At 46.2% G+C, this 24,348-nt stretch carries 20 protein-coding genes and 1 riboswitch; of the genes, 10 read left to right on the forward strand and 10 right to left on the reverse strand.

The window, feature by feature from the left end; genetic code table 11:
* Positions 1–51: 51 nt before the first annotated feature.
* The 5 genes from MHB54_RS06320 to MHB54_RS06340 form a co-directional block, all read right to left on the reverse strand.
* Positions 52–402, reverse strand: coding sequence for a type II toxin-antitoxin system PemK/MazF family toxin (locus tag MHB54_RS06320; protein ID WP_007429335.1), 351 nt, complete (start codon positions 400–402; stop codon positions 52–54).
* Positions 403–408: 6 nt separating this feature from the next.
* Positions 409–690: a CopG family ribbon-helix-helix protein gene (locus MHB54_RS06325; protein ID WP_007429334.1), complete on the reverse strand. Its 282-nt coding sequence runs from the start codon at positions 688–690 to the stop codon at positions 409–411.
* Between the two features lie 293 nt (positions 691–983).
* A complete protein-coding gene (gene alr, locus MHB54_RS06330; RefSeq protein WP_028543050.1) occupies positions 984–2,180 on the reverse strand; it encodes an alanine racemase in 1,197 nt (398 codons plus the stop codon).
* Positions 2,181–2,438: 258 nt separating this feature from the next.
* Entirely contained in the window at positions 2,439–3,716 is a 1,278-nt protein-coding gene (locus MHB54_RS06335; RefSeq protein ID WP_071559019.1) for an outer membrane lipoprotein-sorting protein, read from the reverse strand.
* Positions 3,717–3,826: 110 nt separating this feature from the next.
* Positions 3,827–4,459, reverse strand: coding sequence for a LysE family translocator (locus MHB54_RS06340; protein ID WP_023987593.1), 633 nt, complete (start codon positions 4,457–4,459; stop codon positions 3,827–3,829).
* A gap of 236 nt (positions 4,460–4,695) precedes the next feature.
* Here MHB54_RS06340 and MHB54_RS06345 point away from each other — a divergent pair, with 236 nt between their 5' ends.
* Both MHB54_RS06345 and MHB54_RS06350 read left to right on the forward strand, forming a co-directional pair.
* Positions 4,696–5,688: an ABC transporter substrate-binding protein gene (locus tag MHB54_RS06345; protein WP_071559020.1), complete on the forward strand. Its 993-nt coding sequence runs from the start codon at positions 4,696–4,698 to the stop codon at positions 5,686–5,688.
* A gap of 109 nt (positions 5,689–5,797) precedes the next feature.
* Entirely contained in the window at positions 5,798–7,528 is a 1,731-nt protein-coding gene (locus MHB54_RS06350) for an ABC transporter substrate-binding protein (protein WP_071559654.1), read from the forward strand.
* Between the two features lie 24 nt (positions 7,529–7,552).
* Here the strand turns inward: MHB54_RS06350 and MHB54_RS06355 are convergent, their stop codons facing one another.
* The 3 genes from MHB54_RS06355 to MHB54_RS06365 all read right to left on the reverse strand — a co-directional run bounded on the left by MHB54_RS06355 (position 7,553) and on the right by MHB54_RS06365 (position 10,309).
* Complete coding sequence (locus MHB54_RS06355; RefSeq protein ID WP_023987590.1) at positions 7,553–9,184, reverse strand: formate--tetrahydrofolate ligase; 1,632 nt, start codon at positions 9,182–9,184, stop codon at positions 7,553–7,555.
* Positions 9,185–9,396: 212 nt separating this feature from the next.
* A complete protein-coding gene (locus MHB54_RS06360; RefSeq protein WP_013309242.1) occupies positions 9,397–9,705 on the reverse strand; it encodes a hypothetical protein in 309 nt (102 codons plus the stop codon).
* Positions 9,706–9,805: 100 nt separating this feature from the next.
* Positions 9,806–10,309: a DUF6933 domain-containing protein gene (locus MHB54_RS06365; RefSeq protein WP_023987589.1), complete on the reverse strand. Its 504-nt coding sequence runs from the start codon at positions 10,307–10,309 to the stop codon at positions 9,806–9,808.
* A gap of 268 nt (positions 10,310–10,577) precedes the next feature.
* Between MHB54_RS06365 and MHB54_RS06370 the strand changes: the two genes are divergently transcribed.
* The 6 genes from MHB54_RS06370 to MHB54_RS06395 all read left to right on the forward strand — a co-directional run bounded on the left by MHB54_RS06370 (position 10,578) and on the right by MHB54_RS06395 (position 17,608).
* Entirely contained in the window at positions 10,578–11,285 is a 708-nt protein-coding gene (locus MHB54_RS06370) for a response regulator transcription factor (protein WP_023987588.1), read from the forward strand.
* Position 11,286: 1 nt separating this feature from the next.
* A complete protein-coding gene (locus MHB54_RS06375; RefSeq protein WP_049828512.1) occupies positions 11,287–12,231 on the forward strand; it encodes a sensor histidine kinase in 945 nt (314 codons plus the stop codon).
* Between the two features lie 108 nt (positions 12,232–12,339).
* On the forward strand, positions 12,340–13,263 hold the full coding sequence (locus tag MHB54_RS06380) for an ABC transporter ATP-binding protein (RefSeq protein WP_264454051.1): 924 nt from the start codon (positions 12,340–12,342) through the stop codon (positions 13,261–13,263).
* Positions 13,256–13,951 (forward strand): ABC transporter permease, encoded by a 696-nt coding sequence (locus tag MHB54_RS06385; RefSeq protein WP_069080825.1) that lies wholly within the window; start codon positions 13,256–13,258, stop codon positions 13,949–13,951. Before MHB54_RS06380 ends, MHB54_RS06385 begins: the two co-directional genes overlap by 8 nt.
* A gap of 121 nt (positions 13,952–14,072) precedes the next feature.
* A riboswitch (FMN riboswitch) is annotated at positions 14,073–14,217 on the forward strand.
* Positions 14,218–14,389: 172 nt separating this feature from the next.
* Positions 14,390–15,337 carry a DMT family transporter gene (locus MHB54_RS06390; protein WP_023987584.1) on the forward strand — a complete coding sequence of 316 codons (948 nt, stop codon included), beginning with the start codon at positions 14,390–14,392 and terminating at the stop codon, positions 15,335–15,337.
* A gap of 240 nt (positions 15,338–15,577) precedes the next feature.
* Positions 15,578–17,608 carry a methyl-accepting chemotaxis protein gene (locus MHB54_RS06395; RefSeq protein WP_053324890.1) on the forward strand — a complete coding sequence of 677 codons (2,031 nt, stop codon included), beginning with the start codon at positions 15,578–15,580 and terminating at the stop codon, positions 17,606–17,608.
* 143 nt (positions 17,609–17,751) lie between these two features.
* Here MHB54_RS06395 and MHB54_RS06400 read toward each other — a convergent pair whose 3' ends face one another.
* Both MHB54_RS06400 and MHB54_RS06405 read right to left on the reverse strand, forming a co-directional pair.
* Positions 17,752–19,233, reverse strand: a complete 1,482-nt coding sequence (locus tag MHB54_RS06400; RefSeq protein ID WP_076158206.1) for a carboxylesterase/lipase family protein — start codon at positions 19,231–19,233, stop codon at positions 17,752–17,754.
* Between the two features lie 153 nt (positions 19,234–19,386).
* On the reverse strand, positions 19,387–19,950 hold the full coding sequence (locus tag MHB54_RS06405; protein ID WP_028543060.1) for a GbsR/MarR family transcriptional regulator: 564 nt from the start codon (positions 19,948–19,950) through the stop codon (positions 19,387–19,389).
* 514 nt (positions 19,951–20,464) lie between these two features.
* On the opposite strand from MHB54_RS06405, the gene MHB54_RS06410 reads away from it, so the two are divergent.
* On the forward strand, positions 20,465–21,688 hold the full coding sequence (locus MHB54_RS06410; protein WP_028543061.1) for a quaternary amine ABC transporter ATP-binding protein: 1,224 nt from the start codon (positions 20,465–20,467) through the stop codon (positions 21,686–21,688).
* A complete protein-coding gene (locus tag MHB54_RS06415) occupies positions 21,663–24,260 on the forward strand; it encodes a glycine betaine ABC transporter substrate-binding protein (RefSeq protein WP_023987579.1) in 2,598 nt (865 codons plus the stop codon). The genes MHB54_RS06410 and MHB54_RS06415 overlap by 26 nt, the downstream gene beginning before the upstream one ends.
* Positions 24,261–24,348 lie beyond the last annotated feature (88 nt).

The following is a 24,348-nucleotide window of genomic DNA, read 5'->3' on the forward strand; positions in this document are numbered from 1 at the left end:
GGCAGCGCCCAAGCGCTGCCCTTTTCCCGTTTCACTCGTCGTTCCATCACGCTAAAAATCAATCAAACCGAGACTGATTTGTAGCGAATCGCTCACTTTGCGCATGGTTTCTTCATCTAAATGGGTGATTTTGTCGGTAAGCCTTTGCTTGTCGATCGTCCGAATTTGCTCCAGAAGAACAACAGAATCACGATCAAAGCCATGCGTCGCCGCGTCGATTTCCACGTGTGTAGGCAGCTTTGCCTTCTGAATCTGAGCGGTGATAGCTGCTACGATCACAGTAGGACTAAACCGGTTGCCGATATCATTTTGAATGATCAGCACAGGTCTGACGCCACCTTGCTCGGAACCGACTACGGGTGAAAGGTCTGCAAAAAAAACGTCGCCGCGCTTTACGATCAATATGGATTACACCCCGCTAACTGTACGGCCCAAGGTGCTGTTTGCATCTTCCTCCGCGTGAAAGGCTTCGGATGCCATGGTTAAGTTGATTTTAGCCATTTCCATGTATCCACGCTGCATAGCTTCACGAATGTAACGTTTTTTACGTTCGCCTACATACAGCTTCATGGCCTGCCTGATAAATTCACTGCGGTTGGAATTTTCCATAGCTACGATCCCGTCCACTTCCTGCAAGAGATGATCTGGCAAACTGATCATTATTCTTTTGGTGTTCTGCAAATTGGCCAACTTCTCTTCCACCCCCAAAACCTTGTCGCCATTGTACCATTATAACGTTATTCCCGGTAATTTATTCAAACGGAATACAAGAGAATGTATATGATATTCGTATATCATCTATGCTGCATTCCATTATAAACTACGCAGTTCGTTTTCGTACAGGCGTTTGATCCCCGAAATACAAGTGTCAGCGGAGCCTGATGCGTCTTTTGACAGTTATAGCGCTCTTTTCTTTCCTTTGTACATATTTCGGGACGTTCTGCGAAAACTCCTGCTTTTATTCGGTAATTTGCGTTATGAAATTAATTCCAGCGGGTTGGAAGAAGCGAGTTCACTCGAACAACAGGAACATGACCTCGTGTGTATACACGCGGTACCCTGTCTGCGATCATGCAGATCACCTCATAGTGGATCGTACCAAGCTTGGATGCCAGCTCATCCGCCGCGATAGTTTCGCCGGACTGCTGGCCGATGAGAACAACCTCTTCGCCGGTTTGGATTTCTTCCGCATCTTCTGCGAAAGATTGTAAGGATACCATACACTGGTCCATGCAAATCGTACCGAGTACCGGGACGCGGCGACCGCGTATCAACACTTCGATCTTCCCACTCAGCATGCGGGAGTATCCATCCGCATAGCCGATTGGCAGTGTACCGATCCGTTCTTCACTGGAGGTTACATACCTGGTGCCATAACTAACTCCCCAGCCGGGAGGAAGCGTTTTGGTGTAAACCACCGCCGTCTTCAATGACAATACAGGCAGCAGCTCAATGGCTTGCCGATTAACCTCATCAGACGGATACAGACCGTATATACTGATACCAATCCGCACCATATTGGGGGAAAGAGAAGGGGTATCAATGGTGGCGGCGCTATTGCCCGTATGTATAATGGGAATGGTGATACCTTGTTCCCTTAGCGCTTCCGCCACGCCCCGAAACCGATCATATTGTAGCAGTGTATAGCTTTTGTCTTCTTCATCCGCGCGGGCAAAATGGGTGTACATGCCTTCCAGCAGCACCTGCTCTAATTCGTGAGCCTGCCGGACAAAAGCCATAGCCTCTTCTCCAGGCAGCAAACCCAGTCTTCCCATGCCGCTGTCTATTTTGATGTGCACCTTCAGCTTGCGTTCGTTTCCTTGGCGGTCCAGTCTGCGGATACCCTCCAGCACTTCCTCACTGAACACAGTCAATGAGATATCATGCTCCCAAGCCGTTTGTACAGCTTCCGGTGAGGTATAGCCGAGTACAAGAATCGGTAGCTGAACCCCCGCATGACGAAGCTCCAACGCTTCATCCAGAAAAGCGACGCTCAAATAATCCGCACCAAGGCGTTCCAATTCCTTTGAAATTTCCACGGCACCGTGTCCGTAGGCATTAGCCTTGACACAGACCAGTATCAGCTTATCCGCTGGCAATGCCTTGCGAAAAGCTTCATAGTTGGCGCCAAGGTGATCCAGGTTGATTTCGGCCCGGGTCGATCTGTATTGTGCTTGCAAATCCAGTCACCTTCTTCAATTGTTAGCCTGTAACATAACCTTTTACCATTCGGAGTGTGGCAAAGTTCTTGCTTCCAAAGGTTAATGGTAATGTTCAAAAACGTGGCTGTCAATGGCAGGAGACGTTTGCCAGCATCCTCTACAATGAACACGACATACAAGCGGTGCACATCCTAGACCGCGAATGAACAAAAGACGGATACGGGCGGCAGCAGAGCATTTTTACACTCTAGACCGTCTGCATCCGTCTATAAAGTTTTATTTACCCGATTGATCCTGTATAGAAGCGGCAATTTGTATCATTTCGCTCACAGGCAGGTCAGCACTGGTGATTCTGAACTCGATTCCGTCATTCATCCAGGTCATCGTCTGCTGTTCGCCTCCGGTCAGAACGGCGAAGCTCCCTCCAATATCAACCAGTTCGCCTGCGGCCAGTGCGACCGCCCGATCTTTGGGACGCGCCTCTACAATGGTATAGTTATACGTTCCACTATACCGCAGCATCACCGCATGTGTACCATTATCCTCCAGCTCCGGCGTATCCTTGATCTGTACTCCGGCTGGCGTGTAGGACGGCTCGATCAAGCCGAACTCACCCATCACAGCTTCTGCCGCATCTGTTCCCGCTGACGTTCCGTTTGCGGCATCCGATGTGCCCTGGGTTTGTTGCTGCGCCTCTGCGTTGGCTGCTGCGTCCGGTTTGGATGTATCGTTTGTGGCAGTACCGTCCACCTTCGCTTCCCCTGACGGCTGCTGGACTGCATCCCCTGCTGTTCCCTGCTCTTGTCCGGGTTCGCCAGACGTCACGCCAGTCGTCCCATCCATCGCACCGGAAGGATCAAGCTGACCGCTGGGATCCACTGCTCCAGAAGATGGCGCCCCTTCGCTACCCGTACTCGTCTTACCTGAAGCCATGTTCCGCTCCATATCAAAGGAGTCCTTGTCAAACTTCGTATCAAAAGCAAATTGATCGAATTTCAGATCAACAACTACCTTGGCATTCGCATCAGACACCTGTACCTGAGTGGGTGCATAGTCATTTTTGGACAGCCATATCTTTTGTCTCACCAGCGCATGGCTGTTGTAATTTGCTGCCACATCAAACACATAGGATTTATCGTCGGTAGCCAACTGACGGGAGGCATCGCCGATAATGCTGCGAACTAACGTTTCATATAAATATACTTGACCCTGATTGTTTGGCCAGTCGCTTTTGAAACGGAAGCTTTTGTTCAGGCTGGGTGTCAGTACAAATACACCCTCATCATTACGAAGCACAATTTGCGTAACATCCTTTTTCTCGTTCGTCATGGCAATTCGGTAATAGGACGGCTTGCGGTAGGAAATATCAACCTTGTATTCCTGCGGCGTGTCGCCGGTATGCAGCGTCATCAAAGCTGTACCGTGGTAGCTGTTCAGGTCGCTCACCACGTCACTCAAATCTTTAACCACATCGTCCGCGCTCTTCTTGCCGCACCCGGCCAGTAGCAGCGTTACACACATGACCATGGCAAGCATCCATGAAATCCGGCGCATGTCATCAACCCCTTCAGCACATGTTTTAAATGAATTAGTACATGTCTATGAAGGACTTGTTCGATTTATGCAGACTGGCATGACAAGCTTGAACGTATCCTTGTGTAATGCTATAAAATCTTTTGGAGAGTGATCATAAATTCATACAGGAAATAAAAAGAAAAACCGATCAAGACCACACCAGCACTGATCGTAACCCACTTGATGGCGGTTCGATTCATCGCTTTTCGTGTTGTCGCTACAAGGATCATCAAGCCTAAATCATGGATAAGAATACCAAACAAAATACCTAAGCCAACAATCAAGAACTGACTTGTATTTGACCGATCAAATGAACTTGCCAGCACAGTTCCAAAAACACTCACCCAAAACACTAAATTTCCTGGTGAAACAGCTACAAGCAGCCCATTTTTATAGGAAGAAAATAATGATTTCGTCTTTTTTTCTCCTTCCAGTGCAATATCATGATCTGCATTTTTAATGCTGTCGTAACCCACGTAGCACAAAAATATAGCTCCAATGAACCACATGATCACCTGTACAACAGATAATGACAAAACTGAGGCCAGACCAAAATATAAACCAATGATTAATAACAAATCGACGGTCATCCCCCCAAGGCCCACAATCCATCCATGCATGAATCCATTCTTTAGCCCTTGCTTCGTCATTTCAATGGTAATTGTACCTACAGGTAGTGCTATAGAGAAACCTAGTAAAACATATGTAATAAACAATGCCATTTCAAAACCCCTTTCAAATGTATAAAAACGATATTCTATACCATAAAAAATGACAAATCAATAAAATTTGAAAAACCTGAAATGAGCTAAGAACACATGAGACTTATTTTGTACAAAATCGGATTCATTGACCAAGTTTGTCCATTGAGTATTGAGGGTCCAGCGCTTATCATTGCTTTTGTGATAATAATTCTCATTTACAAAATTCTGAATCATTCTATTATACGGAGGTTGCTATGGTCAACAAGAACTCGACAATCAACAAAAATTCTACTCGACAATACACTGCTCTGATCTACCTTTTCTTTCTTATGGGGGCATTGCTGCTGGGATGCGGCGCATCTGACAATCAGACTGCAAGCAGCAACACAACAGCATCAACAAAAACATCGGAAGCTGCCACAACTCGTGACTACACAGACTATAAGGGACATACAGTGAACATTCCCACGACTCCTGGGCGCATTGCTTACTTCGGAGAAAACTATGGGGATCTATTGGTTTTAGACGTACAAGCTATAGGTACATCGACTTCTATGATTGAAGGCAAGGTTTATGAGAAGCAGGTTCAGAACGTGGCCGATCTGGGGTTCCCGATTAATTTGGAAAAAACCTTGGAACTTCAGCCTGACCTGATCATTACCGCCAATACAGATGAAAAACAATACGCAGCGTTAACAAAAATTGCACCTACAATTATGTTCGATACCTTTGCCCCGTTAAACGAACGTTTGCTACATCTCGGAGACATTGTGAATAAGAAAAAGGCTGCTGAAGATTGGCTTGCCCAATATAAAATAAAGGAAGCGGAGATGTGGATCAAGCTTCACGCAGAGGGTGTTAAGGCGGGGGAAACTGCTTCAGTGTTTACCTACTATCCTGGTGACCGTTTATTCGCAATGGGACGGACAGGACTGTCACAAATACTGTATGAAAAGAATGGTTTCAAGCCTACTCCTCTTATTCAGAAAGCACTGGATGAGGACAAAGGATTTGTACAAATATCTCAGGAAGTGATCGGACAATACGCTGGAGATCGGATTTTCATACTAAGAACACCAAGTTCAGAAGCCCAACAATCCACTGAACAGTTAATGAAAAGCAAGCTGTGGCTCCAGCTTCCTGCTGTCAAACAGGGACGTGTGTACACTCAGGATATTGGCAAAACTGAAAGTGATGCTTCCACTCGAGAATGGCTGCTGGAGGAATTGCCCAAGCTCATCAAATAAAAATTGGAGAAGCTTATCGACACTTGTTGATAGGCTTCTTTTTTGTTGAACCTAAAGGAGGTATACTTATACATACATGATAACCATTCTCAATAAAAGGAGCAATACCGTGAACCAGTCTCCGTCGTCCGTATATCCTCCCCCATTCAGCTCACTGCTTTTTCATTTTAAAGAAATTGCGTTGGTTGGTGAGCCTACCGATGAATTATTATCACGTCCCAATTCATATCACTGTCTTCTTATATTCATCGGTGGGACAGGTATGGTGGACATTGGCCCAGAGCAGTATCTATCCCATACAGATCATGGGTATTGGCTAGCTCCAGGTGAATCCTATCAAATCGCTCCCCTGAATGGAACTGTACCCGAATACTACAAAATCACGTTTGAGGTCATCGCTTTGCCATCAGAACCACAAGCGGACATGGCCTTGGCTGAACACGCAGCACGTATGCCATCCCTATATCATGAACCTGTCCTGCCGGGACCGCGCGAATACATTGCCTCCTCTTCTTCCTCCAAACTTATTCAGTTGACTGAAGAGTTATTTCATAGTACCCAACAAACGGTACAGCCGCATAACCAAACATCTGTATTACGGCAGCAAATCATGTTTCAAGAGTTGCTCTTGCTGTGGCAGGAAGACCACACCCATATTGATCAAAATAATACCTCTAATCCGGCATTGCCAGCATCGGTGGAAGGTACCCTTTCATATATGGAAAACCACTATGAAAAGCCCATTACCGTCAAGCAGCTCGCTAAACAAGCGAACGTTTCCATATGGCAATACTCCCAATTGTTTCGTACAATTACAGGCAAAAAGCCGCTGCATTACCTCACTGAGCTGCGCTTGAACCATGCCAAGCGGCTGCTGCTGGAATGCAAACGGCCTTTACGTGAAATTGCCCGTCAGGTTGGTTTCTCTGACGAATATTATTTTAATCGACGGTTTAGGCAAATGACCGGGATTCCCCCTGGCAAGTACGCACTTTCTGTCTCCGGTTCTGTGCGCGTCAAGGATTGGACGGGTCACCATATTCACATTCCGCGCCGAGCAAGCCGCATCATCTATCATGGAGAAACGATGGGCGATCTATTGGCATTAGGGGCCAAAGCCATCGGTGGAAGTCTGCGGCTCAGTGAATACAGCGTCTATAAACATCGTCTTGTGAATGTCGCCGATGTGGGCCTTCCCCTGGATATTCGCTTGACCAGCGCTCTTGATCCCGATCTAATTATCATCGCCAATTCGGATGAACAGGAATATGAGCGCATTGCCAGTATCGCTCCAACCGTTACCTTCAACTCCTTCGCCACGCTGGAGGAACGGATGCGTACACTTGGCGCCTGGCTCGGTAAGGAGCGGGAGGCCGAACGCTGGTTGTCTACCTTTACAGCCCGCAATCTGGCAATGTGGCAGCAGCTCGGTACGCAAATCACAGCCGGAGAAACGGCCTCCGTCTTCATCTTCGATCATGGTGATCGGCTCTTTGTCATGGGTATGTCTGGATTCTCGTCGGCCCTCTACCACCCACAGGGCTTTCAGCCCGTTGAGCCGATCCAAAAGGTGCTCGACGCGGAACAAGGCTTCGCGGAAATAGATCCGAACGAATTACCTGATTACGCCGGGGACCGCATTTTTATGCTTGTCCCAACAGCTCCAGAATCCAAACATACGCTGGAACGCATGATCAGCAGCCCTCTCTGGCGCAGTCTTCCTGCTGTACGTCAAGGTCGGGTATATTTCGTAGAAGCTGACCGCTGGAACTGGAGCGATGCCATGACCCGGCAAAAATTGCTTACTGCACTGCCCAAACTGCTCGGCACTTCATCTTAAGAAGTTGCCATTTTTCTAAAGATACTACATTAGACCTTGAATGCTCCCATCTGCCTCCAGCGACATATGCTCAGCTGCTGGGGATTTGGGCAAACCTGGCATCGTCATAGTATTGCCTGTTTCCACGACCACAAAGCCTGCCCCTGCGGACAAAGAAACGCGGGACACGTGAATGGTAAAGCCCTCCGGTGCACCTAGCAGAGAAGGTTGATCTGAGAAAGAATACGGCGTTTTGGCCATGCATACAGGCAGTTGTCCAAAACCAAGCTGCTCCATACCGGCCAACGCCCGTTTGGCCGCAGGAGTGTAAGCTACCTCTGCCGCACCGTAAAGCTCCTTCGCAATGACACTAATTTTCGCTTGCAAATCAAGTGTATGCTCATACAATGGTGCAAAATGGGCTTTGTCCTCCTGGAGCAGGTTGAGCAGGCTTTGGGCTAGCTTTTCTCCCCCTTGGCTTCCCTGTGCCCACACCTGTGACAGCTCTGCGGGTACACCCAGCTTGCGGCATTCCGAGAATATTAGTTCCAGCTCGGCCTCGCTATCTGTTACAAAATGGTTGACCGCTACCAGTACTGGCACGCCAAACTTTTGCAAATTCCGTACATGCCGATTCATGTTGGCTAATCCAAGTTGCAATTGCTCCAGATTTTCTGCGTCCAGCTCATTTTTAGCTACACCGCCGTTATATTTCAGCGCTTTGGCGGTTACGACCAACAAAGCCGCATCTGGCTGCAAACCGGATTGACGGCACTTGATGTCAAAAAACTTTTCTGCCCCCAGCTCAGCCCCGAATCCAGCCTCCGTAACGACCACCTCTCCCAGCTTCAGGGCCAGCTTCGTACCGATCAAACTACTGCATCCATGCGCAATATTCGCAAAAGGTCCGCCATGCACAATAACTGGAGTTCCCTCCAACGTTTGCACCAGATTGGGTTTCAATGCTTCCCGAAGCAGCACAGCCATACCTTCCACCGCATGTAGTTCCTCAGCTGTTACCGTTTCACCATCTACGTTATAACCAATCACCATCCGACCCAATCGCACTTTAAGATCGTCCATATCTTCACTTAAACATAATACCGCCATCACTTCTGAAGCCGAGGTAATCAGAAAGCCACTTTCTCTCACCGCTCCATTACCTGACCCCAATCCGGTCACAATATTTCGTAAACTCCGGTCGTTCATATCGACAGCGCGTTTCCACACGATCCGCTCCGGTTTCAACCGCAAAGCATTTCCATGAAACAAATGGTTATCGATCATCGCTGCCAGCAAATTATGCGCAGCTGAAATCGCGTGAATATCACCTGTAAAATGCAGGTTAATGTCTTCTGCCGGAACAATCTGGGCTTGTCCTCCCCCGGTTGCTCCTCCTTTCATGCCGAAGCAAGGGCCAAGGGACGGCTCACGCAACGCAGCAACGGTTTTATGCCCCAGCGCATTCAGCGCCTGTGACAGCCCGATGGTTGTCAGCGTTTTTCCTTCTCCCGCCGGTGTGGGATTCATCGCCGTAACCAGCACCAGCTTTCCATTCGGGCGATCCTTTAACTGCTCCCACAGGGACGGATTCAGCTTCGCTTTATATTTTCCATACGTCTCCAAATGTTCTTCTTCAATTCCTGCTTCTTTGGCTATATCAATAATCCTCTTCATCTTTCGTTATGTACCCCCCGTTTTATAAGTCTGACCGATGGTGCCAAACCCTGTATCGTTTTATTTTACCAAAGTGTGCCGCTTATTGCGCTATGATTCATTTCATCGCAAGCGTTGCTATCATGTGAGTTATAAAAAAAGAGCATTCCCCGCCCGCATGGACTTTGGTGGATGCTCTTTTGATACGTCTCGTTTAACAAGCAGCTCTCAAATTAACCTGCAAAGTTAGCAGCGTAATTTTCAGCAATAAATCCCTTGGAAATCAGGATAGCTTGGGATTTCTTAGTAGCAGGACCATAGCCTTGGGACAGCAGATCATTAATATGTAAGCGGTTATAAATGAAGCAAAATACAAAGTTGGACGCCCCACTCGTAAGGATCGATACCAGAAAAATAATAACTGCCCACTTCCAATCCCCTCTAAACAACGCAGGGAAAAAACCGAAAAAGAGCGTAGTCCATGAAAAACCTACTTTGCGTTCCTTGATCATTCCAGTTTTATTTCTTAATTTAATTTTCATTTACCCCTTACCTCTCTTTATATAGTCTTTTAGAACTATATTAGATTATATAGGACAGAGGGAATAAATGGAACTTAATTTCGGTAAAATCATAAATTTCTCAAATACTCTCTAGTTTATAATGCTTTTCTAGCATTTCTTTAAAAACATCAACAGGGTACTTGTATTCAACAGTTTTGAAAACAATCCGGTTATTCCACTGGTTTTTTTCCAGCTCGCACCCATGCTCCATATCCAGTTCCTTCATGATAAAAATAATCTCATCCAAGGTTCCCATTACACTATGACTATTCGTCGTCGTAGCCAGCATCTGCTCGCCTTCCTGTGTGTATGCCTTTACAATCTGCTCATCAAAGCCTTCACTGATCATTAATTCCTTCAAAGCTTGCACAAAAAGAACTGGCAGGTTGTTGTACTGCGATTTTTTGATCCCAAAAAGCGTGATGCTTAAGCGGGATATATCATGCATAAACACTATATTTTTTCTTCGATTAAGTAAAAACAAGCTGGCATGCCAACTATTCAAAGGCGGATAAATATCAACTTGAAGTGGTTCAGTCTCCCATTCCTTCAGCAGTTTTTGTGTTCCTCGTATAACAAACATCGTTGCTCTCCTTTATTGACGGTCCTGTACCGCAGCGTGATTCGACATACCTAGTCTCTTACATGAGGCATGTCCCGGATATTATAACACCGTATTCCAAACATCGGATTATAAACTCTTTCAGTATAATATAGGGGAATGATATATTACCAGACACATTAATTTTCCCTTTGGATATTTTTTATGGAAATCCCCTCCACTGCTCTATATAATTCAGGTACAGTTCGTCACGCGAGCTTAATCTAAAAATTAGGGGTGTTCCACACCTATGTCACAACATATTTTACTTATTGAAGACGATCTATCCATCGCCGAAATGCTACTCAAAGCACTCACTAAGGAAGGATACAGTCTAACCACTGCCTATGACGGGGAAGAGGGGCTTCTTGCCTTTGAACGTCATACCTATGATCTGGTACTGGTGGATTTGATGATGCCGAAGGTGGACGGTATGGAGGTGATCCGCCGAATCCGTACCCACAGCGCCGTACCTATTCTGATTATGTCAGCCAAGGACAGCGATGTGGATAAAGCGCTTGGACTGGGCTTTGGGGCAGACGATTATGTTGCCAAACCTTTTTCAATGCTGGAAATGACCGCTCGTATTCAGTCCGCGATCCGCAGATCTACTACATATGCCCGTCAGCAACAGCAGGAGGAACAGCCGCAAGCACAAGTTTTGACCTACGGCAGTCTGCGCATTGATTTTGATCATTTTACAGTCATACGCAATGAAAATGAAATTCAGCTAACAGCCAAAGAGTCCGATATTTTGAAGCTGTTTGTAGCCAATCCGAATCGAGTATTTACAAAAGCACAATTATACGGATTTATTTGGAAAGACGATTATATGGGCGACGAGAACGTGATTAACGTCCATATTCGCCGCCTGCGCGAGAAAATCGAAGAAGATCCCTCTCATCCTGTCCACATTAAAACGCTATGGGGCATTGGCTACAAATGGGAGAATGGTTGATATGAACATCGAAAACATTTCTCAATGGATTATCGTCCTCATCATGTCAATCGTTATAGTATGGCTTTGGCGGGAGCGTGTGGCCTATAAGCGCAAAATAAAGGATATCCGAACCCTACTAGAGCGGATCGTGACGGTGAATCATGCGGAAAAGCTGCTATATGTCACAGGTGACGTTGAACTGCAACGACTCATGACGGAAATTAACCGACTACTGGACTTGAATCTCAGAGTGTCTGCAGATTACAACCGTAGCCAAATCGCTATGCGCAAAATGATTTCGAACATTTCCCACGATCTCAAGACCCCGCTTACGGTTGTGCTTGGATATGCCGAGATGCTGGATGGCGATCCGACTATTTTGCCAGAAGAACGTATAAAGCTGCTATCCAAAATTCATCAAAAGACAAGCGAGGCGATTGAGCTGATCGGCAGCTTTTTTAGCTTGGCGAAGCTGGAGGCTAATGATACGGATATTCCGTTGACTCGACTAGAAGTGGGAGAACTGTGCAGACGCAGTATTTTGGAGTTTTATGACCTGCTGACCGCACAGGGGTTTACTGTGCATATTGAGATCCCAGAGCACCCCATTCATGCCTTGGGGAACGAAGGAGCGATTGGGCGGGTACTGAACAATCTGATCTCGAATGCCATTCGCTACGGGGCAGACGGACGGACGCTGGGTCTGGCTCTATCGGAACAGCAGGATACGGTGTGTATCGAGATATGGGATCGTGGGAAAGGCATACAGGAATCTGAGCAGGACAAGGTTTTTGAACGCATGTACACACTGGAGGACTCCCGCAATAAGGCGGTACAAGGCAGCGGACTGGGCCTTACGATTGCCAAACGCCTGGTTGAAGCGATGAACGGAGAAATTCAATTAACTAGTAGACCATATGAGCGGACGGTCTTCTCTTTTACATTGAAGAAAATCAACTATTAGTCGAACTAAACATGCTCAACTTAATAAATTTGTAAGAATCACGAAAGAAAAATGAACATTTTGCCCTTTATCCTTGAATTATCAGCAGTATACGAAGGGAGAACACCCATGACTTACGTAATACGTACACATCAGTTGACCAAGGCCCTGAAGGGCAACGAACTTGTAGCGGGAGTCAGTATGAATGTGCGCAAGGGAGAAACCTATGGATTTCTCGGTCCTAACGGGGCAGGCAAGACGACGATAATGAAAATGATTACGAATCTGCTCAAGCCGACATCGGGTGAAATTGAATTATTCGGTGAAAAATTAACGCCGAAGTCGTATCATCTGCTCGGACGGATGGGTTCAATTATTGAATACCCGATTTTTTATGACAGGCTGACGGCACAGCAAAATCTCGAACTTCATTGTGAATATATGGGCTACTATAATAAGCAGGCTGTTCAGGATGCCCTGGAATTAGTGAATTTGCGAAATGCAGATGACAAGCCGGTAAAGGATTTTTCGCTAGGAATGAAACAACGTCTCGGGATTGCCCGCGCTATTGCGACTAAGCCAGAGCTACTCATTTTGGATGAACCCATTAATGGTCTGGACCCAGTGGGAATCAAGGAAATCCGCCAACTATTCCACATGCTATGCAAGGAATATGGGATGACCCTGCTCGTGTCCAGTCATATTTTAGCGGAAATAGAGCAGATTGCGGATACGGTGGGCGTGATTAATCACGGACGACTGATTGAGGAAGTATCGATGGAGCAGATGCGGGAAACCAATACGGAATACATCGAATTTACGACCAACGATTGTAAGAAGGCGGCCTACGTCCTCTCCCATCATTTGAGCCTGAATAATATAAAGGTGATAAATGAACAGAGTATACGTATTTACGATACAAATGTACCGCAGAAACAAATTACGAAGACGCTCATCTTAAATGCTATAGAGGTGGATTCCATTCATCAGAAAAGCAGCACGCTGGAAGACTACTTTTTTCGCCTGTTAAACGGAGGTGATCTCCATGCTTAAATTGATGCAGTTGGAGCTGAAAAAATTCCATCTCACGGGTTATATCCGTTCAGCCCTGATCGCCAATGCATGCATTCTTGGGCTGCTCTGTGTTATTGCGCTGGAAAGTCAAAGTGAAGGAATACCTGAATTCACACAGTACACTCAACTATTGGATCTAATAGACAATTTTGTAAGAGCTACATTTATTGTGTTTGCTTCCGTTCTCCTATGCCGCTTTATCGTCGGGGAATTTAAGTCCAAATCGATTACGATCTTGTTCATGTATCCGATTCATCGTCAAAAGCTGATGATCGCCAAACTCTTGGTCGTATTACTGTTCACGTTCTTGTCCATTATTATTTCGGAAATAATCATTACGGCTGCTATTCATCTGCTCAACCAGTTTGTTTTGATTGTACCGGATAACCTTACTCTTTCCATACTGGGGCAACAATCAGCACGGACGTTAATCAATGCCGTTGCTGCCAGCTTTATGGGACTGGTTCCGCTGTATATGGGGATGCGAAGATACTCTGTACCCACCACCATTGTGACCTCAATCCTGATTGTAGCATTGCTTTTCTCCAATAATAACGGCGCTACCCTTAGCTCCATTGCCCCCGTGCAAATAGGCTTCTCTATACTGGGAATGCTTGTGGCTTATGCGGCGATTCGACGTATTGAGTATAAGGATATTACCTCGTAATATGTAATTTCGTAGAGCGCTTTCAAAAAACAGATGAAAATCATTGTTCGATATACACACATTTTTCACTGGACTTCATTCTAAAACAGGTATATCCTATAGGAGAAATTAAAAACGGAATAAGGATCTTCGGGGTAGGGTGAGATTCCCAACCGGCGGTATGGCTCATGGAGCTAAGCCCGCGACTCTGTATCTGGCAACAGGATACGGACTGATTTGGTGAGATGCCAAAGCCGACGGTAAAGTCCGGATGGAAGAAGATCGAAATATCAACATGCCGCGAAGTGGATGAATACTGCGTTATTGGTTTTGCAGTAACTTCATTTAACTTGCATAAAGCGGCAAGTTTATTTGATCAACCCCCGTCTTGCATGGCCATTCGCCATGGACGGGGGTTTTTGTGCCACCGGTCCTGTATTCGCAAGGAGCTAATTGAGTATGAGTCAATCTTCTACTGTACTAACATCCAAAGGTTTTGATCGTAGCTCCCACATGAAAAGCGGTTTTTGGCTGGTCGCAATTGGAGCGGCCTTGTGGGGCGCAGACCCGCTGTTTCGTATTATTTTGTTAAAGTCATTTACTTCAACACAAATTGTACTAATGGAGCATGTGCTGCTTTTCCTCGCTCTGACACCGATGTTGTGGAAGCATCGTGAGGAGCTCAAAGCGGTACGGCTTCGTCAAGTTTTCGCTATTTTGTTCGTCTCGTGGGGTGGCTCGGCTCTGGCCAGCGTAATTTTCACCATGGCACTCAGCAATGGTGATTTGAATGCTGTACTCTTACTCCAGAAGCTTCAACCCTTGGTCGCTATTATTCTAGCTCGTATTATTTTGAAGGAAATGTTGCCGCGTCATTTTGGATTATTAATTGTCGTCGCTCTGTTCGGGACGTATCTTCTGACCTTCGGTTGGTCGCTCCCCTTCGGACATGTTCGTGATTTTGTCCAGGTCGGTAGTCTACTTGCACTCGGTGCAGCAGTTCTGTGGGGCGGTTCGACAGTCATGGGAAGTTACTTGCTTCGTTCAATGAAATATGAAACGGTAACCTCCCTCCGCTTCATGGTCGCGCTCCCTCTGCTGATTGTCCTCACCTCCGTAGAGCATGCGCCATGGAATATGCCTGCCGGTACATGGGCGGGCGCAGCTGTGATTATCAATCTGCTATTGCAGGCATTGCTTCCGGGTCTTCTTAGCTTATTGTTGTATTACAAAGGCTTAAGTACGACCAAAGCGTCTTATGCTACGATGGCAGAATTAAGCTTCCCCATGGTTGGTGTCGTGATTAACTGGATCGCATTTCAGCAAATTGTCACTGTAGCGCAATTGACTGGTTTTATGCTCATCTGGATTACGCTCTTTATGATTTCACGTCAGCAAAAAAATTAACAGTTCAATGTCCCTTTCATGACTCACCCAAGCCAAATCGTGAAGATGCTTTTGCATCTCTGATTTGGCTTTTTATGTATTCGTATTCATATAAATCATAGTTCTTTAGACCTATTTTCCGAAAAAAGTGTCTAAAACATGCAATTATTCCTCGTTTCTCAAAGATTACATCTATAAAATTCGTCGGTTTCTGTCGAATAAAACAATGTAGTGATCATCAGACACAGAGGAGCAATAACTATGACTAAAACAAAACAAACAGTTCCGTGGTGGAACAGGTTTCTCAAGCAGTTTTATTTAATGAGGACAAGATTAATAATATCTTTTTTGGCTGTGTTATTGATTCCGAGCGTACTTATCGGGTACTTTTCCTATCAGGGGGCTACGACACAACTCAGTCAGCAAATGGGCGGTTCCGTATATACGAATCTGTATCTGATCCGAAGCAATGTCAATCAGTATGTAGCGCCCATTATGAAAGATCTGGACGTGCTTACCACTGAAATCAAATCTGATTCCATTGGTACCAACCAAGAGGCCCTTCAGAAAAAGTTGGATGTCATCGTCAAGGCTCATCCCGAGCTAGATGCCGCGCTTCTCGGCAATGCGAAAGGGCAATACATACGTTCGCCGAAAAAACAGGAGGACGATTATGACCCCCGGGAGAGAAAATGGTACAAAAATGCAATGCTGGAAAAGGGCAAGGTATTCGTCGGTGTTCCAGTTGCCAGCGTCACGACAGGGAATTTAGTCGTTAATATATCGGGAACGCTGGAGGACGGTGAAGGAGCTGTTTCATTGGCTTTGAATCTGGACAAAATGGGTGAAAGTCTGCAGTCTGTCAAGATTGGTGAACGCGGAGGACTCATTATTGTTGATTCTGAACATAAAGTTGTATCTGGGACTGGAACAGCCTTTAACAAGGCAGGCAAAAAACCTGCTGACGCCATAGAGGGACTTCCCGAAGTGGCGACAACCGTCGAAAATGATACTCCTTCCATGTCGCAAATTCAATTTATGAATCGAGATATGCTGGCCTTTACACTTAAGGACCCTCTCACCGGTTGGAGCATTGTCGCACTGTCGGATCTGGAGGATTACAGTGATGCAGCCCAACCGATTCTGAAGCAAAGCCTGATTGTGATTGTCATTTCCATACTTGCCGCTGCAATCATCATTGTGCTTATGGTCCGCTCGTTCTTAATTCCGCTGCGCAAGCTGCAAGCAGGAACACGCATCGTCCGTGACGGAAATCTGACCGAACGTGTTAATCTATCCAGCAAGGATGAGTTCGGCGAACTGGCACAGAATTTTGACCAAATGACGCATTCCTTGCATACGATGGTTTCCGAGGTCAATCAAACGTCCTCCCGACTTGCTTCCTCTTCTCTGATGATCAAGGAAAGCACAGAGCAAACGACGGAGTCCGTACAACACGTAGCGGAAACGGTTATGGAATCCGCAGAAAATGCAGCCACCAGCGCCGAGGCATCCGAGCAAACCGCTAATGCCGTTGAAGAAATGGCGAAGGGTGTCAGCACCATTGCCGAATCGGCAAGCTCCATCGTGGATTCAGCAGGACAAACCGAGCATGATGTGGCTCAAGGCAGTCAAATGATCAGCCATGTGCGGACACAAATGGACCGTATTCTGGAAGCTGTAAGCCAAACAGCTAGCCTGATGGATGAGCTATCCCAGCTCTCAGACGATGCGAAGCAGATGAATACAGCTATTGCCGCTATTGCCAAGCAAACCAATTTGTTGTCTCTGAACGCGTCTATTGAAGCTTCCAGAGCAGGCGAAGCCGGGCGTGGATTTGCCGTAGTCGCTATAGAGGTACGCAAGCTGTCTGAGCAATCCAAGGAAAGCGCGGATTCCATCAGTCAGATCATTACTCAGATGCTCGATTTGATTCAACGCTCCACCGCTACCATGAACGGTAATGTTCGTAACCAGGTAGGTGAAGGATTACGTATTAGCCAAGATGCAGAAGGTGCATTTACGAATATTGAACGCTCTACATCTCATATCGTGGAACAAATTCAAAGTGTATCCGCTGCAGCTGAACAAATCTCAGCCAGTACAGAGGAAGTTTCCGCTACTGTCACCCATTTGGCAAGTCTGTCTCGCAATTCAGCGGACAGTTCGCAGACAACATCTGCTGCCGCTCAGGAGCAAATGGCGGCCATGGAGGAAATCGCATCTTCGTCTCAGGAGTTGTCCAACATGGCGCAGGATTTGCAACAGCTGGTTAAGCGATTTAAGATTTAACTTACACATTGCAGCGTTGCAATTTCATGCAAGTAAGAATGAACAGCAATACATCTTATGACTAACAAAAGCCTTCGTCCGTATACAAATTACGGGCGAAGGCTTTTTACATTAGAGTTCTTAGGATGCTCTCTCTTGTCTACTTATATGGTCATCTGACCGATTAACTGACGGCGTCTATCTCCTTCGGGGTCGTGCTCTACCTTAATATCCTGATGGAAAATAGCTGTAGTCCGCTCTTCCCTGTCGTACATTGGCCAAGCCCCCTCCGACAGCACAGGCTTCCCATCACGTGCAAAAGCAACCCATGCCTGCTGCATATTTTGAGCCAGCTTCTGCATCGACGGTTGAATCTCTAATCCAAGCTTACCTAGCAGCTCCAGATTATCGAAAACAAACGCAATTTCGGCACCGTGAACCGCTTGTCCAAAGGTAGGATGCCCCGGCAATGTCCAATCAAAACGATACATCCATACAGGCGTATGCGCCGACTGCGCAACAGCAAGAGCCAACGCAGGACGCCAAAAAAATAGATCAGTCAACATTTGCGCCTGTCCCTCAATCGTAACCGGAAATGGTTCTATCAGGTCGCCGATGTCTGACATGCCCGTCATCATTTCCAATGCCTGACTCGCTGTTGACTTGTTCATTAGATGGGATTCTTTTCGGATGAAATAGGCTCCCTCATGCAAGTTCGTTCCAATCAAAACGGATACCTGCTTTGCTGAACCTTGCGCGATTGCAGACAGCGGTACATCTGGCAAGGTCACACCGTCCACAACGGGTTGATAGATCATCGCCATCCCTGGTCCGATGACTTCATGCGTCTTCGCCATAGCTAGCATCAGCGCATCTGTCGGCAGCGTAAACAACCGTTCTGGATGCTGAGTGTCCACACCCAGCTGCTGCAGATACACAGCCGTCACTTGTTCAGCCTGTGAAGTTGACAATACCTGCGACGCACCACTCTGCAAAATCGCACGCTGGAACAGTCCCTCAGCTGCTGGCATCGCCAATAAAGCGGCAATACTCATCGCCCCTGCCGATTCACCGAACACCGTTACTTCGTCCGAGTTACCGCCAAAGGCAGAGATGTGATCCCTAACCCATTCCAGCGCAGCGATCTGATCCAGCAGTCCCGCATTAGAGGTCAGGCCGTCTCCCTTTGGAGTCAGATGCAAAAATCCTAACGGCCCTAATCGATAATTGATCGTAACAACCACAACATCGCCACTCTTCGCCATGCGTTCCCCGTCATATAAAGGTATAATCCCGGACCCCGTGACAAAGGCACCGCCATGAATCCACACCATCACCGGACGTCCCTTCTCAGGTGCCTTCGAAGCAGGTGTCCAAATGTTCAGGTATAAGCAATCCTCTGACTGCTCAGGCGGTTCCACCAGATTTCCAGTCATACTTTCAGCGGATGGCATAGGTTGCGGACAGATTGGCCCAAAACTCGTCGCAGCCCGTACACCCTCCCAAGACTCCAAAGGCTGGGGCGCGTGAAAACGTAGTTTTCCAACAGGAGGCTGTGCATATGGGATACCTTTCCATACATGATATCCATTCCCCGTTTCCCCACGTAATTGACCTAAACGAGTATGTACTGTAATACTCTCCATCATGAAGCCTCCTTTATTTCGTATCTTCAACACAACGGTATAATATCAATCTTTACATATCTCTATTATACCCTTTGCACACGGCCAAACCAAAAAATACCGGAAGCACTTTTGCGCTCCGGCATTTTTATAAACAAGATAGGGAAATAGCGATTAATCCCGAACTTCTTCTTTGGGAATCAGCTTGTAAATTTCTTCGCTTTCCATAGAGTCAATTAGTCGGTCTAGCCACTTGTAATAGGCCACGGCCTGCTTCATTTTCATACGATCCTGCTGAAGAATCGCCTTAAATTCCTCGTACTCTTCACCCTGATTCATCAATCTGTCCAGCTCATCAATGGCTTTGCGCAACACCAGTAAATTTGTTTCTACCGCTTTTCTCCATTTAATAGCGAAGAAATCAGTGAAGGTTTGATGCCAGTCATATTCGACTTCATACAAGTCTTTGCGTGAGCCCTTGCTCCATACCTTATTTACCATTTTCAGATCCAATAATGTTCGAACTCCTGTACTCATGCTCGTTTTGCTCATTTCCATTTCACGGCCCATCTCGTCCAGCGTCATCGGTTTATCCGCAAAAAAAAGCAAACCGTATAAATGCCCCGCAGACAAAGTGATCCCATACAGGTCCATGTTTTTACCTATAGCTTCTATAACACGTTTGCGAATTTTTTGCAGCGAAGCCTGCTGCTCATCACCTAACTGGTACAAGCTCATGCTTGCAACCTCCTAATTTTAGAGCATTTTGCACAACCTAGTATGAACGATTTACCCGTAAAAGATTAGCTTTGACGCAATGTATGAAATCTTTCAATATAAATGAAATGTTTCAAAAACAAAGCTTCTGTCTATATTACAACAGCATGGATCGTTCAAAATCATAATTCGCAAAATTGCTAATGATAGTAAACTTTTAAAATTATGGATATACATAAATCTTTTTCTTATGGTTATATTTCATTGTCTATTTTAAAAAAAGCACTATCGGTTGTAAAGTTCCGAATGTTTGAGCATTCTATAGAACGAAGGAGCATATCAAAGGAAACTTTGTACAGTTTTTTCTGTACGTACTTTATGAACAGTTTTTTTGTTTGAAATGTAAGCAATGCTTCTGTTACAATTAATTTTGTCATTAACCGTTCAGGATGTTCAGAATTATGATTTTTATACTCAATCCTTAATGCAACAAGGGGTTAATACCAAGCAAAGTATAGAAAGAAGAGGTGTATGTATGACGATTTTGGAAGTCAAAAATGTCAGCAAACTCTTTGGTCCTCACGCAGAGCAAGGTGTTCCGCTCCTGGAGCAAGGCTGGGGCAAGGAAAAGTTGGCCAAAGAAAAACAGATTACTGTTGGTGTCAATAAGGCCAACATGGAAATTAAGCAAGGTGAAATTTTCGTAATTATGGGGCTATCGGGCAGTGGCAAGTCCACCTTGGTGCGAATGCTAAATCGCTTGATTGAGCCTACCTCCGGTGAAATTCTGGTCCACGGCAAAGATCTCCGTAAGATGAACAAAGAACAACTTCGCGAAGTTCGTCGTAAAACCATCAGCATGGTTTTTCAAAAATTCGCCCTGTTCCCACATCGGACTGTATTAGAGAATGTAGAATATGGTCTTGAAATTCAAAAGGTAGAAAAAGCACAGCGTCAGGAAAAAGCGCAACAAGCGCTGGAACTAGTTGGTCTTAAAAACTGGGGCGATAAAATGCCCGATGAATTGAGTGGCGGTATGCAGCAGCGTGTCGGTCTGGCACGGGCGCTGGCTAATGACCCTGAAGTGCTCCTGATGGATGAAGCGTTCAGTGCATTGGACCCTCTTATTCGCCGTGACATGCAGGATGAGCTGTTGGAGCTTCAAGATAAAATGAAGAAAACAATTGTGTTTATCACCCATGATCTGGATGAAGCGTTGCGGATTGGTGACCGGATTGCATTGATGCGAGACGGTGCGGTCGTACAAATCGGTACACCGGAAGAAATTATGATCCAACCGGCTAACTCTTATGTAGCCCGCTTCGTCGAGGATGTGGATCTGTCCAAGGTATTGACGGCTGCTCATGTCATGCTTCGTCCAGAAACCATTACCATGGATCGTGGTCCGCGTGTGGCTCTGGAATTGATGCGGGAGCGTGGGATTTCCAATTTGTTCGTCATTGACCGCACCAAAAAGCTACTGGGTGTTATTAACGCCGAGGATGCTGTGCATGCACTGCGCAACAATTTGAAGATTGAAGATATTTTGATCACTGACGGACCGCAGGTTCCTGCCGAGACTGTCATTAATGATTTGTTTGAAATTACAAGCTCGTCCAAAGTGCCGCTGGCTGTAGTCGATGATAAGCAGAAGCTACTGGGCGTTATCGTCCGTGGAGCATTGCTCGGCGCACTTGGTGGAGATGTTACCACTATGAAGGAGGTGAATGCCCATGATACCGAAACTGCCAATCGCTGAGTGGATTCAATCCATTGTCGACTGGATGGGTATTCATCTGGCTGGATTGTTTAATGTTATTTCTTCCATTATAGAAGCTGTAGTAGGCTTTTTCTCAGGCCTGTTCATGCTTCCGCACCCTCTGGTGTTCATCGTGATTATCGGGATTATCGCCTTTATGATCGGGCGGGTTCAGCTTACGCTGTTTACTGTCATCGGCTTCCTGCTAATTGATAATCTCGGCTATTGGAGTGAAACAATGAATACGCTGGGACTGGTCATCACGTCTGCGCTCGTATCCATTGTTATCGGGATTCCCATCGGGATCTGGTGTGCATACAGTAAATCCGCATCACGCATTATCACGCCTTTACTTGATTTTATGCAGACGATGCCTGCGTTCGTGTACTTGCTCCCAGCGGTTACCTTTTTCAGCCTAGGTGTTGTACCAGGTGTTATCGCTTCTGTTATCTTTGCTATCCCCCCAACCATTCGTATGACCAACTTGGGTATTATGCAAGTATCGGGTGAGCTGATCGAAGCCTCAGACGCTTTCGGTTCAACATCTGCGCAAAAGCTGTTCAAAGTTCAGCTTCCACTGGCTTTGCCTACCTTAATGGCTGGTATTAACCAGACGATTATGCTGTCACTGTCCATGGTTGTTATTGCTTCCATGATCGGTGCAGAAGGCATCGGTGCTGTTGTGTACCGTGCTGTGACACAGCTGCAAATCGGTAAAGGTTTTGAAGCCGGCCTAGCTGTTGTCGTTCTGGCTATTGTGCTTGACCGTTTTACGCAAAACCTGTTTAAACCTACGCAAAAAGGCAAAAGCCGCGTATCCAGCAAGCAAAAAGTATGGATTACTTCTGCAGTTACAGCTGTCATTTTGATCGCTGGTGCATCTCAATATTTTGTTGGTACGGATCATTCCGCATCTGGCAAAGGTAACGCTGCTGCCAACCCGGTTGGCGAAGAAGTCGGTTACAAAATTATCGGTATTGATGCCGGGGCAGGCATTATGAAATCGACTGCCAAAGCAATTCAAGACTACAATTTGTCTGATTGGAAGCTCGTTGAAGGTTCCGGTGCAGCCATGACGGCCACACTGGACAAAGCCATTAAAGCGAAAAAACCGATCATTATTACAGGTTGGACTCCTCACTGGATGTTCAACAAGTATGATCTCAAATATTTGGAAGACCCTAAGAAGTCTTATGGTGAAGCCGAGGGTATTCATACGATTGCCCGTAAAGGATTGCAACAGGATGCTCCTATCGCTTATGAGTTTCTGAAACGTTTCAAATGGACACCAGAAGATATGGGTGAAATGATGGTCGCCATTCAAGCCGGAACCAGTCCTGAGCAAGCTGCCAAGGATTGGGCGGAGAAACATGCCGACAAGGTTCAGGAATGGACTCAAGGACTGCAACCTGTCAATGGTGACACCTTCAAGCTAAGTTATGTGGCTTGGGATTCTGAAATTGCCAGCACGAATTTGCTGAAATATATTTTGGAAAACAAACTAGGTTATAAAGTAACCGCACTGCAAGTGGAAGCAGGTCCTATGTGGACGGGTGTCGCTAGTGGTGATGTAGATGCTTCACCTGCGGCATGGCTGCCGTTAACCCACGCGGATTACTGGGCTAAATACAAGGATAAGCTCGACGATCTTGGGGCTAATATGAGTGGTGTTAAAACCGGATTAGTCGTTCCAGCTTACATGGATGTTAAATCGATTACTGATTTGCAGGATAACGGAGCCGAAGCGGCTCCGGCTTCCGCCACAACTGGGGACTTTGGCAAAGAGGTCGGCTACCGCATTGTCGGTACCGACCCTGGAGCCGGACTAATGAAGCTGACCGCTAAAGCTATGAATGACTATGGCTTATCCGACTGGAAGCTGCTTGAAAGCTCTGGGGCTGCTATGACCGCTACACTGGATAAAGCTATCAAAGCCAAGCAGCCTATCGTCGTAACAGGTTGGACTCCTCACTGGATGTTTAATAAATATGATTTAAAATACTTGAAAGATCCTAAAAAAGCGTACGGTGATAAGGAAGAAATTCATACCATCGCCCGCAAAGGCTTGAAGCAGGATGCTCCAGTGGCTTATGAATTTCTAAGCCGATTTAAGTGGACTGCTGAAGATATGGGTGAAGTGATGATCGCGATTCAGGACGGTACTGCCCCACAGCAGGCTGCCAAGAACTGGGCTGATAAACATCCTGACAAGGTTCAGGAATGGATCAAGGGTCTACAGCCCGTCAACGGTGATCCTTTGAAGCTGAGCTACGCTGCTTGGGATTCTGAAATTGCTAGTACGAACGTATTGAAATATGTATTGGAACAAAAATTGGGCTATAAAGTAACAGCCCTGCAAGTGGAAATCGGCCCAATGTGGACTGGCGTGGCCGGCGGAAGTGTAGATGCTACTGCTGCCGCTTGGCTTCCATTGACGCATGCTGATTATTGGGCTCAATATAAGGATAAGGTGGATGACATCGGAACCAGCATGACTGGCGTTATGTCCGGGCTTGTCGTTCCATCCTATGTACCGATTGATTCTATCGAGGACCTTAAGCCGCCGCAATAATATTTTTTCCACTTTTAAACCATATGAATAAGCAAAAGGCAGATCAGGGTTTACTCCTGATCTGCCTTTTGCTTATTCATATTTAAAG

The sequence above is a fragment of the Paenibacillus sp. FSL M7-0802 genome (assembly GCF_038004945.1).
Classification (GTDB): Bacteria; Bacillota; Bacilli; order Paenibacillales; family Paenibacillaceae; genus Paenibacillus; species Paenibacillus polymyxa_B.

What these genes read in the sequence shown, in the direction of transcription:
- MHB54_RS06370 (WP_023987588.1), top strand. Translation starts at nt 10,578, where the DNA reads ATGTCACAACATATTTTACTTATTGAAGACGATCTATCCATCGCCGAA.
- MHB54_RS06355 (WP_023987590.1), bottom strand. Translation starts at nt 9,184, where the DNA reads ATGAAGAGGATTATTGATATAGCCAAAGAAGCAGGAATTGAAGAAGAA.
- MHB54_RS06390 (WP_023987584.1), top strand. Translation starts at nt 14,390, where the DNA reads ATGAGTCAATCTTCTACTGTACTAACATCCAAAGGTTTTGATCGTAGC.
- MHB54_RS06415 (WP_023987579.1), top strand. Translation starts at nt 21,663, where the DNA reads ATGATACCGAAACTGCCAATCGCTGAGTGGATTCAATCCATTGTCGAC.
- MHB54_RS06345 (WP_071559020.1), top strand. Translation starts at nt 4,696, where the DNA reads ATGGTCAACAAGAACTCGACAATCAACAAAAATTCTACTCGACAATAC.
- MHB54_RS06405 (WP_028543060.1), bottom strand. Translation starts at nt 19,950, where the DNA reads ATGAGCTTGTACCAGTTAGGTGATGAGCAGCAGGCTTCGCTGCAAAAA.
- MHB54_RS06375 (WP_049828512.1), top strand. Translation starts at nt 11,287, where the DNA reads ATGAACATCGAAAACATTTCTCAATGGATTATCGTCCTCATCATGTCA.
- MHB54_RS06340 (WP_023987593.1), bottom strand. Translation starts at nt 4,459, where the DNA reads ATGGCATTGTTTATTACATATGTTTTACTAGGTTTCTCTATAGCACTA.
- MHB54_RS06410 (WP_028543061.1), top strand. Translation starts at nt 20,465, where the DNA reads ATGACGATTTTGGAAGTCAAAAATGTCAGCAAACTCTTTGGTCCTCAC.
- MHB54_RS06335 (WP_071559019.1), bottom strand. Translation starts at nt 3,716, where the DNA reads ATGCGCCGGATTTCATGGATGCTTGCCATGGTCATGTGTGTAACGCTG.
- MHB54_RS06395 (WP_053324890.1), top strand. Translation starts at nt 15,578, where the DNA reads ATGACTAAAACAAAACAAACAGTTCCGTGGTGGAACAGGTTTCTCAAG.
- MHB54_RS06400 (WP_076158206.1), bottom strand. Translation starts at nt 19,233, where the DNA reads ATGGAGAGTATTACAGTACATACTCGTTTAGGTCAATTACGTGGGGAA.
- MHB54_RS06365 (WP_023987589.1), bottom strand. Translation starts at nt 10,309, where the DNA reads ATGTTTGTTATACGAGGAACACAAAAACTGCTGAAGGAATGGGAGACT.
- MHB54_RS06380 (WP_264454051.1), top strand. Translation starts at nt 12,340, where the DNA reads ATGACTTACGTAATACGTACACATCAGTTGACCAAGGCCCTGAAGGGC.
- MHB54_RS06385 (WP_069080825.1), top strand. Translation starts at nt 13,256, where the DNA reads ATGCTTAAATTGATGCAGTTGGAGCTGAAAAAATTCCATCTCACGGGT.
- MHB54_RS06360 (WP_013309242.1), bottom strand. Translation starts at nt 9,705, where the DNA reads ATGAAAATTAAATTAAGAAATAAAACTGGAATGATCAAGGAACGCAAA.